Origin of the sequence: Pseudomonas sp. NY15372, from assembly GCF_048068215.1 — a bacterium.
Taxonomy (GTDB): Bacteria; Pseudomonadota; Gammaproteobacteria; order Pseudomonadales; family Pseudomonadaceae; genus Aquipseudomonas; species Aquipseudomonas guariconensis_A.
Window position 1 is genome coordinate 188,833 of the sequence record NZ_JBLUPY010000004.1, and the last position, 14,665, is coordinate 203,497.

12 protein-coding genes are annotated in these 14,665 nt (G+C 64.3%); all 12 read right to left on the bottom strand.

From position 1 onward, the window contains the following. Positions 1 to 292: 292 nt before the first annotated feature. Positions 293 to 1,414: a glycine cleavage system aminomethyltransferase GcvT gene (gcvT, locus tag ACNFG0_RS05400; protein WP_416764177.1), complete on the bottom strand. Its 1,122-nt coding sequence runs from the start codon at positions 1,412 to 1,414 to the stop codon at positions 293 to 295. Positions 1,415 to 1,439: 25 nt separating this feature from the next. After that, positions 1,440 to 2,816, bottom strand: coding sequence for an L-serine ammonia-lyase (locus ACNFG0_RS05405; protein WP_416764178.1), 1,377 nt, complete (start codon positions 2,814 to 2,816; stop codon positions 1,440 to 1,442). A gap of 142 nt (positions 2,817 to 2,958) precedes the next feature. Beyond that, positions 2,959 to 5,814 (bottom strand): aminomethyl-transferring glycine dehydrogenase, encoded by a 2,856-nt coding sequence (gene gcvP / locus ACNFG0_RS05410; RefSeq protein ID WP_416764179.1) that lies wholly within the window; start codon positions 5,812 to 5,814, stop codon positions 2,959 to 2,961. Between the two features lie 9 nt (positions 5,815 to 5,823). Then, positions 5,824 to 6,201, bottom strand: a complete 378-nt coding sequence (gene gcvH, locus ACNFG0_RS05415) for a glycine cleavage system protein GcvH (protein ID WP_196144485.1) — start codon at positions 6,199 to 6,201, stop codon at positions 5,824 to 5,826. A 278-nt stretch (positions 6,202 to 6,479) separates the two neighbouring features. After that, the gene (locus tag ACNFG0_RS05420) at positions 6,480 to 7,130 is read right to left on the bottom strand and encodes a c-type cytochrome (protein ID WP_416764180.1); all 651 of its coding nucleotides are present in this window, start codon (positions 7,128 to 7,130) and stop codon (positions 6,480 to 6,482) included. 9 nt (positions 7,131 to 7,139) lie between these two features. After that, the gene (locus ACNFG0_RS05425) at positions 7,140 to 8,072 is read right to left on the bottom strand and encodes a copper resistance protein B (protein WP_416764181.1); all 933 of its coding nucleotides are present in this window, start codon (positions 8,070 to 8,072) and stop codon (positions 7,140 to 7,142) included. Then, positions 8,062 to 8,361 carry a hypothetical protein gene (locus tag ACNFG0_RS05430; protein ID WP_416764182.1) on the bottom strand — a complete coding sequence of 100 codons (300 nt, stop codon included), beginning with the start codon at positions 8,359 to 8,361 and terminating at the stop codon, positions 8,062 to 8,064. Before ACNFG0_RS05430 ends, ACNFG0_RS05425 begins: the two co-directional genes overlap by 11 nt. An 11-nt stretch (positions 8,362 to 8,372) precedes the next feature. After that, positions 8,373 to 10,118: a copper resistance system multicopper oxidase gene (locus tag ACNFG0_RS05435; protein ID WP_196144487.1), complete on the bottom strand. Its 1,746-nt coding sequence runs from the start codon at positions 10,116 to 10,118 to the stop codon at positions 8,373 to 8,375. Between the two features lie 172 nt (positions 10,119 to 10,290). Beyond that, positions 10,291 to 11,496, bottom strand: a complete 1,206-nt coding sequence (gltS, locus tag ACNFG0_RS05440; protein WP_416764183.1) for a sodium/glutamate symporter — start codon at positions 11,494 to 11,496, stop codon at positions 10,291 to 10,293. A gap of 135 nt (positions 11,497 to 11,631) precedes the next feature. Further along, entirely contained in the window at positions 11,632 to 13,140 is a 1,509-nt protein-coding gene (locus ACNFG0_RS05445; RefSeq protein ID WP_196144489.1) for a sigma-54-dependent transcriptional regulator, read from the bottom strand. 169 nt (positions 13,141 to 13,309) lie between these two features. Further along, a complete protein-coding gene (locus ACNFG0_RS05450; protein WP_416764184.1) occupies positions 13,310 to 13,678 on the bottom strand; it encodes a DUF5064 family protein in 369 nt (122 codons plus the stop codon). 54 nt (positions 13,679 to 13,732) lie between these two features. Next, positions 13,733 to 14,662 (bottom strand): carbamate kinase, encoded by a 930-nt coding sequence (gene arcC, locus ACNFG0_RS05455; protein WP_416764185.1) that lies wholly within the window; start codon positions 14,660 to 14,662, stop codon positions 13,733 to 13,735. Positions 14,663 to 14,665 lie beyond the last annotated feature (3 nt).

Below are 14,665 nucleotides of genomic sequence, written 5' to 3' on the forward strand. Positions count from 1 at the left end.
GGTTATGAAAGAGTACCGGGCTGGGTTGCAGGAAAGTAAGAGACGTCGAACGGGTTGTAGCAGATTCAGCTACTGGCCCAGGTCACGAACTGTTGCGACCCATGCAAACACAGTGCAATGACTCTACGCTAACTCCAGCGAGAAAAACAAGCCCTGCGGACCACTGGATTCCCGGCTTTTGCCGATAACCGACAAAATTGTCGGAAACGGCATGGCGCCTGGCCTGGCGCCATGTTCCAAAAGTTATATGACAGGTTCGAAAACGAATATGCAGAACCTGTCTCCCCGGTTATCAACCGCGATAGTAACGCTGCGCTACGAATGGCATTTTGCTCACTTTCAAGGCCACCTGCTTGCCGCGCACAACAGCGAACAAAGCGGTATCGAGTGCAGCATGTTCGCTATCGACATAGCCCATGGCGACCGGGGCGCCGAGTGTCGGGCCGAAGCCGCCGCTGCACACTTCACCGACGGGCTGCCCGTCGGCATCGACGATCTGCGCCCCTTCGCGGACCGGGGTGCGCTCTTGCGGCAGCAAGCCAACCCGCTTGCGGGCAACGCTTTGCCGTTGTTGCTCGAAAATGGCGTGGGCCCCCGGGAAACCACCGGCACGTGCGCCCTCGGCGCGGCGCACCTTGGATACGGCCCATAGCAGGCTGGCCTCGACTGGCGTCGTGGAGGTGTTCATGTCGTGGCCGTACAGGCACAGGCCGGCTTCCAGGCGCAGCGAGTCGCGTGCGCCCAGGCCGATCGGCTGTACCTCGGGCTCGGCCAGCAGGCGGCGGGCGAGGGCTTCGGCGGCGGCGACCGGGACCGAAATCTCGTAGCCGTCTTCACCGGTGTAGCCCGAGCGGCTGACATAGCAGTCGGTGCCTAGCAGGTTGACGGGGCGGAACTGCATGAAGGTCATGCCGGCCACTTCCGGAGCCAGGCGCTCGAGCACCTTGACGGCAGCGGGGCCTTGCAGGGCCAGCAGGGCGCGCTCCTCGAACAGCGCCTGGATCTCGCAGCGCCCGCCGATGTGCTTTTGCAGGTGAGCCAGGTCCTGTTCCTTGCAGGCGGCGTTGACCACCAAGAACAGCTCGTCGTCGCCCAGGTTGGCGACCATCAGGTCGTCGAGGATGCCACCTTGCTCGTTGGTGAACATGGCGTAGCGCTGCATGCCCACCGGCAGGTCGATGATGTCCACCGGCACCAGGGTTTCCAGAGCCTTGGCGGCATCGCTGCCGCGCAGGCGGATCTGACCCATGTGCGAGACGTCGAACAGGCCCGCCTGTTCACGGGTGTGCAGGTGCTCCTTGAGCACGCCCAGTGGATACTGCACCGGCATGTCATAGCCGGCGAACGGCACCATGCGGGCGCCCAGTTCCAGGTGCAGGGCGTGCAATGGGGTCTTGTGCAGTGTTTCGGACATCGATGGTTCCTCGTTGTTATTCGGGTCAACATTCGATGATGTTGACGGCCAGACCGCCGCGGGCGGTCTCCTTGTATTTGCTTTTCATGTCCGCGCCGGTCTGGCGCATGGTGCGGATGACCTTGTCGAGCGAGACATAGTGTTGCCCGTCGCCACGCAAGGCCATGCGCACCGCGTTGATCGCCTTGACCGAGCCCATGGCGTTGCGCTCGATACAAGGCACCTGGACCAACCCGCCAATGGGGTCGCAGGTCAGGCCCAGGTTGTGTTCCATGCCGATCTCGGCGGCGTTCTCCACCTGCTGCGGGCTGCCGCCCATGACCTCGCACAAAGCGCCGGCCGCCATGGAGCACGCCACACCCACCTCGCCCTGGCAGCCGACTTCGGCACCGGAGATCGAGGCGTTTTCCTTGTACAAGATGCCGATGGCCGCAGCCGTGAGCAGAAAGCGCACGACCCCGTCCTCGTTGGCACCGGGAATGAAGCGCATGTAGTAGTGCAGCACCGCCGGGACGATGCCCGCCGCGCCATTGGTCGGCGCGGTGACCACCCGCCCGCCGTAGGCGTTCTCCTCGTTCACCGCCAGGGCGTAGAGGTTGACCCAGTCGAGCACCGACAGCGCATCGCGCAGGCTGGCTTCGGGGTGACGGCTGAGCTGGCGATACAGCGCCGGTGCACGCCGCTTGACCTTGAGCCCGCCGGGCAGGATGCCTTCGTGACGGTAACCGGCTTCGACGCAATCCTGCATGACCTGCCAGATGTGCAGCAGCCCTTCGCGGGTCTCGGCCTCGGGCCGCCAGGCCGCTTCGTTGGCCAGCATCACCTGGCTGATCGACAGGTGCTGTTCGCTGCAGTGGGCGAGCAGTTCCTTGGCGGTGCGGAACGGGTAGGCCAGCACGGTGCTGTCCTCGACGATCCGGTCCTGGCCGGCGGCATCCTCGTCGACCACGAAGCCACCACCGACCGAGTAGTACTCCCGGCTACGCATCTGCAGCCCGGCTTCATCGAAGGCGCGGAAGATCATGCCGTTGGGGTGGTAGGCCAGGGGCTTGCGGATCATCGCCAGGTGTTGTTTCTCGACGAAGGCGATTTCATGCTCGCCCAAAAGGCGCAGGCGGCCGCTGTCGCGGATCGCGTGCAGACGGGCGGGGATGGCCTCGGTGTCGACGGTGTCCGGGTGCTCGCCTTCAAGGCCCAGCAGCACGGCCTTGTCGCTGCCATGGCCCTTGCCGGTGGCGCCGAGCGAGCCATACAGCTCGGCCTTGACGCTTGCGGTACGGGTGAGCAGGCCATCGCGGCGCAGCCCTTCGGCGAAGCGCGCGGCGGCGCGCATCGGGCCGACCGTGTGCGAGCTGGAGGGGCCGATGCCGATCTTGAACAGGTCGAAGACGCTCAGTGACATTGCGTGTTCCCTCCAGAAGGTGAAAGCGAGTGCTGCGCACTCGATCGCTGGCAAGCCAGCTCTCACAGGTACTGCACCATGCTTACGGGCAGCGAGACGCCTGTGGGAGCCGGCTTGCCGGCGATTGGGCCAGCATGCCTGATCAGGCGTCCTGGTAGCTCTCGATCGACGGGCAGGCGCAGACCAGGTTGCGGTCGCCGTACACGTTGTCGACCCGGCCCACTGGCGGCCAGTACTTGGCCTCCACCAGGCTCGGCAGCGGGTACACCGCCTGCTCGCGGCTATAACCGTGGGCCCATTCGCCGACCAGTTCCGCCGCGGTGTGCGGGGCGTTCTTCAGCGGGTTGTCGTCCTTGTCCAGGGTGCCGTTCTCGACCGCGCGGATTTCCTCGCGGATCTGGATCATCGCGTCGCAGAAACGGTCCAGTTCCTCCTTGGACTCGCTTTCGGTCGGTTCGATCATCAAGGTGCCGGCCACCGGGAAGGACATGGTCGGGGCATGGAAGCCGAAGTCGATCAGACGCTTGGCCACGTCGTCGACGCTGATGCCGCTGCTGTCCTTGAGCGGGCGCAGGTCGAGGATGCACTCGTGGGCCACCAGGCCATTGCCACCGGTATACAGGACAGGATAGTGCTCTTCCAGGCGGCGGGCGATGTAGTTGGCGTTGAGGATGGCCATCTGCGAAGCGCGCTTGAGGCCCACGCCGCCCATCATGCGGATGTACATCCAGGTGATCGGCAGGATGCTGGCGCTGCCGAACGGTGCGGCGCAGACCGCGCCCTGGGTGTTCTCCAGGGCCGCATGGCCCGGCAGGAACGGTGCCAGGTGCGACTTGACGCCGATCGGGCCGACGCCTGGGCCGCCACCGCCGTGGGGAATGCAGAAGGTCTTGTGCAGGTTCAGGTGCGAGACATCGCCGCCGAACTTGCCTGGAGCGCACAGGCCGACCATGGCGTTCATGTTGGCACCGTCGATGTACACCTGGCCGCCGTTGTCGTGGATGATCGCGCAGATCTCGCCGATCGCTTCCTCGAACACGCCGTGGGTCGATGGGTAGGTGATCATGATCGCGGCCAGGCGATCGCGGTGCTCGATGGCCTTGGCACGCAGGTCCTCGACATCGACGTTGCCGCGTGCGTCACAGGCGGTGACCACCACGCGCATGCCGGCCATGTGCGCGGTAGCGGGGTTGGTGCCGTGGGCCGAGGATGGGATCAGGCAGATGTCGCGGTGGCCTTCGCCACGGCTGCGGTGGTAGGCGCGGATGGCCAGCAGGCCCGCGTACTCGCCCTGGGAGCCGGCGTTGGGCTGCAGCGACACGGCGTCGTAGCCGGTGGCGGCGCAGAGCATGGCTTCCAGTTCGCGGGTCATCTGCAGGTAGCCCTGGCTCTGCTCGGCCGGGGCGAAGGGGTGCAGGTTGCCGAACTCGGCCCAGGTCACCGGGATCATCTCGCTGGCGGCGTTGAGCTTCATGGTGCACGAGCCCAGCGGGATCATGCTGCGGTCCAGGGCCAGGTCCTTGTCGGCCAGGCGGCGCAGGTAGCGCATCAGCTCGGTTTCGCTGTGGTAGCGGTTGAACACCGGGTGTTCGAGGATCGCCGATTGGCGCAGCAGGGCCGATGGCAGGCGCGAGACGGTGCTGGCAGCCAGGCTGGCGAAGGCCGGCGCGGCCTTGCCTTCGGCGAACAGCTGCCACAGGGCCTCGACATCGGCCTGGGTGCAGGTTTCGTCCAGGGACAGGCCCAGGTGCGCGGCGTCGATCTGGCGCAGGTTGATGCCCTGGGCGCGGGCCTGCTCGTGCAGGCGAGCGGTGGCGTCACCGGTGGCCAGGGTCAGGGTGTCGAAGTAGGCACGGGTAACGACTTGGACGCCCAGCTGTTCCAGGCCGGTGGCGAGGATGGCGGTCAGGGCGTGGGTGCGTTCGGCGATGCGCTTGAGGCCGGCCGGGCCGTGGTACACGGCGAACATGCTGGCGATGTTGGCCAGCAGCACCTGGGCGGTGCAGATGTTGCTGGTGGCCTTCTCGCGGCGGATGTGCTGCTCACGGGTCTGCATGGCCAGGCGTAGGGCGGTCTTGCCGAAGCGGTCGATGGACACGCCGACCAGGCGGCCGGGCATGTCGCGCTTGAATGCATCGCGAGTGGCGAAGTAGGCCGCGTGCGGGCCGCCGAAGCCCAGCGGTACACCGAAGCGCTGGGCGCTGCCGATGGCCACGTCCGCCTCGAATTCGCCCGGCGGGGTGAGCAGGGTCAAAGCCAGCAGGTCAGCGGCCACCGCGACCAGGGCATTGCTGGCGTGCAAGCGTTGTACTAGCTCGCGGTAGTCGAACACGTCACCGTTGCTGGCCGGGTATTGCAGCAGGGCACCGAAGAAGTTGCCGACATCGCCGAGCTCGCGCTCGTCGCCCACCACCACTTCGATACCCAGGGGCTCGGCACGGGTGCGCAGCACGTCGAGGGTCTGCGGGTGGCAATGGATAGAGGCGAAGAAGGCATGGCCGCCCTTGTTCTTCGACAGGCGCTTGCAGAAGGTCATGGCCTCGGCGGCGGCGGTAGCTTCGTCAAGCAGGGAGGCGTTGGCGATCGGCAGGCCGGTCAGGTCGCTGATCAGGGTCTGGAAGTTGAGCAGCGCTTCCAGGCGGCCTTGGGAGATTTCCGGCTGGTAGGGGGTATAGGCGGTGTACCAGGCCGGGTTTTCCAGCAGGTTGCGCAGGATCGGAGCTGGCGTGTGGGTGTTGTAGTAGCCCTGGCCGATGTAGTTCTTGAACAGCTGGTTCTTGCCGGCGATGGCCTTGAGGTCGGCAAGGGCATCGGCCTCGCTCTGGCCGTCGGCGTTACCGAGTACGCTGGTGCCCTTGATGGTGTCGGGAATGACCGCGGCGGTCATGGCATCGAGCGACTCGAAGCCCAAGGCGGTGAGCATGGCCTGTTCATCGGCGCTGCGTGGGCCGATGTGGCGGGCGATGAATTCATTGGCGGTGCCGAGGTTGATGGTCATGGCGGCTCCTCAGGCGTTTTCGTTGATCAGGCGGTCGTAGGCGGCCTGGTCGAGCAGTTTGCCGACGGCGCTGGCGTCGGCCGGAACGAAGCGGAAGAACCAGCCTTCGCCCAATGGGTCTTCATTGACCAACTCAGGGCTGTTGTTGAGGTCTTCGTTGACTGCGACCACTTTACCGGTCAAGGGCATGTACACGCCGCTGGCGGCTTTCACCGATTCCACGGTCGAGGCTTCGGCGCCTTGTTCGTATTGCTGCAGTTCCGGTAGTTGCACGTAGACCACATCGCCCAAAGCGTTCTGGGCATAGGCGGTGATGCCCACGGTGACACTGCCGTCAGCTTCGACGCGCAGCCATTCGTGATCTTCGGTGAAACGCAACTCGCTCATGGGGAATCCTCGAAGCAGGGGAGGTAGGCACGGTGGTTCCGCGCTCTTGGTCACGATTCCCTTAGCAATAATGCGGCCAATTCGTGCGAGGGCCCGGAAATCAAGGCGGGCAGCGATTTGCGCGAGGGTTTGTCGGGGTGGGGTGTAATGAAATCACTACAGCTCGGCGGCGATTGAAAAGCCATGGTGGATCAAACCCTTGCGTACCGGTAGTCGAGGTGGCTTGGAACGATTTCAGTACATTGTATTTAAATCGATACAGTCACCCCGTTCTGCCGTCAATGGTGGGCGTGCTTCTTACCGTCCGCATGGTGATGGGTACCTGGTACAGCCGCTTCCTGCGCCGGGGTGGTTCCATGATGAGCACCATGGCCATCGGGCGCATCGTGCATCCGGGTTTCGCCGCCGCCATGCTGGTGGCCTGAACTGCTGGCGACCAACAGCTGATACTGCTCGGCATCCAAGGAGGGCAATTGCTGGAGGAAGGCGACGATGCCCCAGATGTACGGGTCTTCCATGCTCTTGCCCCAGGCCGGCATGCCCGTGGCCTTGATGCCATGCTTGATGGTCCAGAATGCCAGGGCAGGGCTTGCATCCAGCCCTGGCTTGGCCAGGTTCGGCGGAGCAGGGTAGAGGCCTTGGCTCAGTTCGGTCTTTTCCAGGCCCGGCGCCAAGTGGCAGCTGACGCACATGGCGTTGTAGTTGCCGGCGCCTGTTCGAATCAAGGCTTCATCCTTGAGGTCAGGGACCTGGAGGTTTCGCGCACGCACTTCGATAGAGCGGTCTCGGGCCATGGCCAAGAAGGCGTGGATCGGGGCGAAGTGCGGGTCATCGGCCCCCACGTTGACCAGGCCGAAATAGGCCACCCCCAGGATGGCCGCACTACCTACGGCACTTGCAAGGCTCAGCGTTTTTATTGTTCTTTTCATGTCAGGGTCTCAGAACCACATACGGATACCGGTCACGAAGCGCGCTTCTTCCACATCTTCGCCCTCGTCGCGCAGCATGTCGGCGGTATTGCCATAGGAGCGGCTCCACGTGACGCCAATATAGGGCGCGAACTCGCGCCGTATTTCATAACGCAGGCGAAGGCCGACTTCGGTGTTGGCCAGGCCCGAGCCGACGCCACGTGCTTCGTCGTTCTTGCCATAGACGTTCACTTCTGCCGTCGGCTGGAGGATCAGCCGATTGGTGAGCAATATGTCGTAGTCACCTTCCAGGCGCAGTGCGCTCTGGCCGTTCTCGCCAACGAACGCCGTCGCTTCGGCTTCGAAGGCATAGAGCGCCATGCCTTGCAGCCCGAACGCCGCCCAGGTTTGCGGGGCGCCAGGCTTGAAGTCCTGGCGAACACCGGTGACCACATCCCACCAAGGGCCGATGGCATGGCCCCAGAGCGCCTGGACCTCGGCTTCCTCGGTCACGCCGTTGGTGCGTTCGCCTTCGGAACGCAGCCAGAGGCGATCGACATCGCCGCCGATCCAGCCCGACGCATCCCAGGCCAAGGTGCTGCCGTCATCGGCGTCCTGGTACTCCAGTTGGTCGAGCAGGAAGAAGGTGTTGATCGCGCTGTCGTGGACGCCATGGCCGGGGAGCGGGGGAAAGGCAGCCTTGCGGTCGGCGTCGGTCAGCTCCGGAATGGGGGTGCGGCTTTCGGTCGCCGGCGAAGCGCCTGGCGCGGCGTGGTTCATCTTGCCGTGATCCATGCCTTGCATCTGGCCGTGGTTCATCTGACTGTGACCCATGCCGTGCATCTGGCCGTGGTCCATCTGGCTGTGATCCATGCCTTCGGCTGCGCTTGCCGGGCCCAGGGCCAGGGCCCCGAACGAGACAAGCGCCGCCAGTGCGGATGATGCCGTGGTTCTACTGGTCATTGTCCTTGCCCGTTTGTGCCTTGTCCGTTTTCGGCTCAGGCTTCATCGAGCCGTGATCCATCATTTTTCCATGGTCCATGGGCATCTTGCCGTGGTCCATGCTGCCGTGGTCCATAGGCATCTTGCCGTGGTCCATCTGCCCATGATCCATTTTCTCCATCTCGCCCGCCGAGCGTTTCTGGTGTGCGTCATGCTCGTCTGCGGCCAGGGCCGCAGGCATCGACAACACGGCCAGGCCGAAGGCCAGCAGGCCGCCGAACAGTGTCTTACGCATCTTGGATTCATTCATTGCAAGTCTCCTCATTCGTCCACACGGACTTCACGGAACATGCCCATTTCCATGTGGAACAGCAGATGGCAGTGGTAGGCCCAGCGGCCCAGCGCGTCGGCGGTGACGCGATAGCTGCGCTTGGAGCCAGGGGGCATGTCGATGGTGTGCTTGCGCACCATGAAGTTGCCGTGCTCATCCTCGAGGTCGCTCCACATGCCGTGGAGGTGGATGGGGTGGGTCATCATGGTGTCGTTGACCAGGGTGATGCGCAGGCGCTCGCCGTATTTCAGGCGCAACGGCTCGGCGTCGGAAAACTTGATCCCGTCGAATGACCAGGAGAATTTCTCCATGTGGCCGGTCAGGTGCAGCTCGACGGTGCGGCCGGGCTCGCGGCCGTCCGGGTCGATGAACGTACTGCGCAGGTCGGCATAGGTCAGTACCTTGCGGCCGTTGTCGCGCAGCCCGATGCCCGGGTCGTCCAGCTTGGGCGTGGGGGTCATGGTCTGCATGTCGACCAGCGGGCTATTGCTTTCCGAGGCCGGGTGCTGCTGCATCTGGCCACCGGCGGCGCCATGGTTCATGCCCGCCATCTGGCTGTGGTCCATGCCGGCCATGTCGCCCTGCATGCCTGGGGCCATGCTGCCCATGCCGCCATGGTCCATGCCCATGTCGGCCATGCTGATCAGGGGGCGTGGGTCGAGCGCCGGTACCGCGGCGCTCAGGCCATGCTGCACGGCCAGGGTGCCGCGGGCATAACCGGTACGGTCCATGGACTGGGCGAAGATCGTGTAGGCCTGCTCAGCGGCAGGCTCCACCAGCACATCGTAGGTTTCCGCGACGGCGATGCGAAACTCGTCGATGCTCACCGGCTCGACGGGCTGGCCGTCGGCGGCGACCACGGTCATCTTCAGGCCCGGGATGCGGACGTCGAAGTAGCTCATGGCCGAACCGTTGATAAAGCGCAGGCGGATCTTCTCGCCCGGCTTGAAGATGGCTGTCCAGTTGCCATCTGGCGCCTGGCCGTTCATCAGGTAGGTATAGGTATACCCGCTGACATCGGCGAGGTCCGTGGGGCTCATTTTCATTTCGGCCCACATCTTGCGGTCGGCCAGGGTGGCCGACCAGCCTTTCTCGCCCACGTCGTTGATGAAGTCGCCCACGGTGCGCTTGTGGAAGTTGTAGTAGTCGGACTGTTTTTTCAGCTTGGCCATGACCCGGGCCGGGTTCTCGTCGGTCCAGTCGCTGAGCATCACCACGTAGTCGCGGTCGTACTGGAAGGGCTCGGGTTCCTTCGGGTCGATGACCAAGGGGCCGTATACGCCCACCTGTTCCTGCAACCCGGAATGGCTGTGGTACCAATAGGTGCCGCTCTGCCTGACCTGGAACCGGTATTCGTACAGGCCGTCCGGCGCGATGCCGTGGAAGCTCAGGCCCGGCACGCCGTCCATGTTGGCCGGCAGGATGATGCCGTGCCAATGGATCGAGGTGTCTTCCTGCAGGCGGTTGCGCACGCGCAGGGTGACCGTGTCGCCTTCACGCCAGCGCAGGAGTGGCCCGGGCAGGGTGCCGTTGATGGTCATGGCCGTCCGCGAGGCGCCAGTGATATTGACCGGCGTCTGGCCGATGAACAGGTCGAATTCGGTACCGCTCAGCACCGTGGGCTGCCCTGGGCTGGTGAGGGCCCAGACCGGGCTGCGCCACAGGCCCAGGCCGCCCAGGATGCCACTTGCGGCCAGGCCCTTGACGAAGGTTCGCCTCGAGGTTTTGCAATGCATGCCGTGTATGTCCCATGAGTCAATGGAGCCTGCGCGATCCATCGGCGCGGCCAGGCTGTCGGGCTGGGCTATGCGCCACAGCTCGCTCATGGTCTCAGCCTAGGCAGCGACGGCTGTCAGCTGCCTGAGACAAGCATTACAGTTTTGTCAGCTTGGGGCGCGAGCCCCGTAGTCAAAAGGCGGCGAAGAGGGGCAGGGCGAGGTACAGCTTGATCACGATGACGTTGATGATGTCGATGAAGAATGCCCCCACCATTGGCACCACCAGGAAGGCGAGCTGGGACGCTCCGTAGCGTTGGGTCACCGCCTGCATGTTGGCGATGGCCGTAGGCGTGGCACCCAGGCCGAAACCGCAATGCCCGGCTGCCAGCACTGCCGCATCGTAGTTGCGGCCCATGACCCTGAATGTGACGAAGATCGCGAACAAGGCCATGACCAGCGTTTGTGCGGTCAACAGAATCAGGAAGGGCAATGCCAGGGCCGCGAGGTCCCACAATTTGAGCGACATCAGGGCAATGGCCAGGAACAGCGACAAGCTCACATTGCCCATCACGGACACTTCTCGCTCGAACACTTGATACAAACCCAAAGCCGAAAGCCCGTTGCGCAAGATGACGCCTACGAACAATACGCAGACGAATGTCGGCAGTTCGAATGCCGTGCCCTTGAGCCATTCGTTCAAGAGCGAGCCTGCCAGCAGGCTGACCGCGATCAGGGCGATGGTTTCGATCAGGGAGAACGGCGTGATCAGGCGTTCCTTGTTGGGTTGCTCGAACCCCTTGGGCAGGGTTGGCGCTTCCGGCACGATGCCGGGCGTCTGCACGCGGCTGATGAGCAGGCGTGCGACCGGGCCGCCGATCAACCCGCCCAGTACCAGGCCGAATGTCGCCGAGGCCAGCGCCAGCTCGGACGCCGAGGCCAGGCCGAACTTCTCGCTGAAGGTCGCGCCCCAGGCCGCGCCGGTACCGTGGCCGCCGGACAAAGTGATCGAGCCCGACAGCAGGCCCATCAGCGGGTCCAGCCCGAGGGCTGTCGCCAGGCCGATGCCCATGGCGTTCTGGACCACCAGCAGCGCAGTGACCACCAGCAGGAACACGGTAACCACACGCCCGCCTTTCTTCAGGCTGGCGAAGTCTGCGCTCAAGCCGATGGTGGCGAAGAAGGCGAGCATCAAGGGCGTTTGCAACGAGGTATCGAATTGGACCTGGATGTCCAGGCTGCGCAGGCCCAGCAGCACCAAGGCCACGAGCAGGCCGCCTGCCACCGGTTCGGGGATGTTGTAGGTGCGCAGGAAACCCAGGCGGGCGACAAGGCTACGCCCCAGCAGCAATACCAGCGAGGCTGCCACCAGCGTTCCATAGAAGTCGAGCTCAAGCATGTGAGTGCACTCTTTGAATCTTCAGAAGAATATTGACTAGAGCGCGGGATTCTAGGTGTGAAGTGTCGGTTAGTTATGTAAGGGGATTCTGAAGTTAATCGACTTAATATTTAAAGTTCAGGGGAAAGATAGGTTTCAATGCTTGCCCGGAATACCGTATTTGCGCAGCCGTTGGGCGATGGCGGTGTGCGAGGTCTGCAGGCGCCCGGCCAGCTGCCGGGTCGAGGGGTAGCTCAGGTACAGACGTTGCAACAGGTCGCGCTCGAAGGCCTGCACCGCTTGCTCCAGGCTCGCCACTTCGCCGTCCTGGCCACGCGCCACGGAGGTGCCGGCGATGTCGAGGTCGCCGATGTCCACCAGGCTACCTTCGCAGATGGCCGCGGCACGGAAGATCACGTTCTGCAGCTGGCGCACGTTGCCCGGCCAGGGGTTGGCGAGCAGTGCCGAATGGGTGGCCGGGGCCAGGCGGCAGGGTGGGCGCTGGATCTGCGTGCAGGCCTGCTGCATGAAGAAATGCGCCAGCAGGAGGATGTCCTGGCCCCGCTCGCGCAGGGGCGGTACCTGCAGGTTGAGCACGTTGAGGCGGTAGAACAGGTCTTCGCGGAAGGTGCCTTCGGCGACCATGCGCTCCAGGTCGCGGTGGGTGGCGCTGATGATGCGCACATCGACTTTGACCTCGCGGTCGCCGCCTACCCGGCGGAAGCTGCCGTCGCTGAGAAACCGCAGCAGCTTGGCTTGCAAGTAAGGCGACATCTCACCGATCTCGTCGAGGAACACCGTACCCTGGTTGGCCAGCTCCATCAGCCCTGGCTTGCCGCCGCGCTGCGCGCCGGTGAAGGCGCCGGGGGCATAGCCGAACAGTTCGCTCTCGGCCAGGCTCTCCGGCAGGGCGGCGCAGTTCAGTGCAAGGAAGGGGGCCGCATGGCGACTGCTGATGGCATGGCAGGCGCGGGCCACCAGCTCCTTGCCGGTACCGGTCTCGCCATGCACCAGCAGCGGTGCGTCCAGGGCCGCTACTCGCAGGGCGCGGGCCTTGAGGGTGCGGATTGCCGGCGAGTCGCCGAGCAGTGCGTCGAAGCCTTCGGCGTGGTCGTGGCGCAGGGCCGAGAGGCGCTCGCCCATGCGCGTCGGCGGGTAGAGCGTCAGCAGGCCGCCGGCGTTGGTGATCGGCGTGGCATCGAGCAGCAGGCTTTGGCCGTTGAGCTGCATCTCGCGCATCGGCAGGTGGAAGTTGTTTTCCACCAGGGCCTCGAGCAGCCCAGGGTCGTCGAACAGTTCGCCCACCGAGCGCCCAGCGGACTCGCGCCCGCACAGTGCGATCAGCGCGGGGTTGGCCAGCAGCACCAGGCCTGCGCTGTCCACTGCCAGTACCGGGTCGCTCATCGCGGCGAGCAGTGCGTCGAGCTGCAGGTGGCGGCGCTGGCCGGGGAGGATGTCGACCACTTCCACCGACTGCACCCCCTGAACCTCGAACAGCGCGTCATGAAGCTCCTCCAGCACGGCGGGGCTCAGGGTCGGCGCGTCGATGTAGACATTGGGCGGGACCATCTCCACGGCATCCAGGTTGAGGTTGCGTGCGCCGAGCAGGGCCAGGACTTCCTGGGTGATGCCGACGCGGTCGATGAAGCTGACGTGGATGCGCATGGGGCGATGGGGTTTTGGCTGAGAGAAGGGCGGTAGTATGCCTCAACATCGCCGGGGCCGCTGCGCGGCCCATTCGCGGCACACAGCCGCTCCTACAAGGGTACGCATGTTTCTGTAGGAGCGGCCTTGTGCCGCGAAAGGGTCGCAAAGCGGCCCCAGGTCTTTCACGTCACTCCAGATGCTCAGGCTTGATCGGGTCGCCCGACTTCACGTCCAGGGTCTGGCGAATGTCCTCGAACATGTAGTCGTAGAGCTTGTGCGGCGAGCCGAGGTTCTCGAACTTCTTCGGCGGCGGCAGGTGCGACTGGGCCCTGCGGCTGAGCTGCATGAGAAAACTCGGCAGGACCTGGTCCTTGGCCAGGAAGAACTTCTCGTCGACCGTTTTGCCCTCGATGCTGCCATGCATGTGGAACTGGATGCCTCTACCTTCCCTTGGGTCCTGCGCCGCTTCGTATTCGATGTTCAGGTCGTAGCTGTGGTCGTTCTGGTTGAGTGCGGTGCGCTCGATATGCACGTGCCCGGGCTTGTACTGGGCCATGGCGGAGTCCTCCAGAAGGTTGAAAACGACGGGCGATCTGCCTGCCAATTGCATTCAACGGTAGCTGATGCCCGGCTTCTCGGTGCTGACGCGGGTGCCAGCGGTGCCTTTGACGATGTCTTCGATGTTTTCCAGCGAACTGATCACCGCGACCTTGCCGGTGTGTCGGGCGAAGTCGCAGGCAGCCTGCACCTTCGGCCCCATGGAGCCTGCGGCGAAGCCCAGCTGTTCGAGCTCGTCGGGGTGGGCCTGGGCAATGGCCTTCTGCGTGGGCTTGCCCCAGTCGATGTAGGCCGCGTCGACGTCGGTGGCGATGATCAGCAGGTCCGCCTCCAGTTGTTCGGCGAGCAGGGCCGAGCACAGGTCCTTGTCGATCACCGCTTCGATGCCCTTGAGCTTGCGATTTTCATCGTACAGGGTGGGAATGCCGCCGCCGCCGGCGCAGATCACGATGCTGCTCTTTTCCAGCAGCCACTTGATCGGGCGGATCTCGAAGATGCGTTTGGGCTTGGGGCTGGCGACCACGCGACGGTACTTGTCGCCATCGGCCTTGACCACCCAGCCTTTTTCCTTGGCCAGGCGTTCGGCTTCTTCCTTGCCGTATACCGGGCCGATGAATTTGGTCGGGTCTTTGAAGGCCGGGTCGTTGGCATCGACTTCGACCTGGGTCAGCAGCGTGGCGAAGGGCACTTCGAAGTCTAGAAGGTTGCCCAGCTCCTGTTCGATCATGTAGCCGATCATGCCTTCGGTCTCGGCGCCGAGCACGTCCAGCGGGTAGGCTTCGTCGGGTTTGTAGGCCTGGCCCTGGAGCGACAGCAGGCCGACCTGCGGGCCGTTGCCGTGGGCGATGACCAGTTCGTTGCCCGGGTGGATCTTGGCGATCTGCTCGGTGGCGGTACGGATATTGGCGCGCTGGTTGTCGGCGGTCATGGGCTCGCCGCGACGCAGCAGGGCGTTGCCGCCCAAAGCAACAACGATACGCATGGT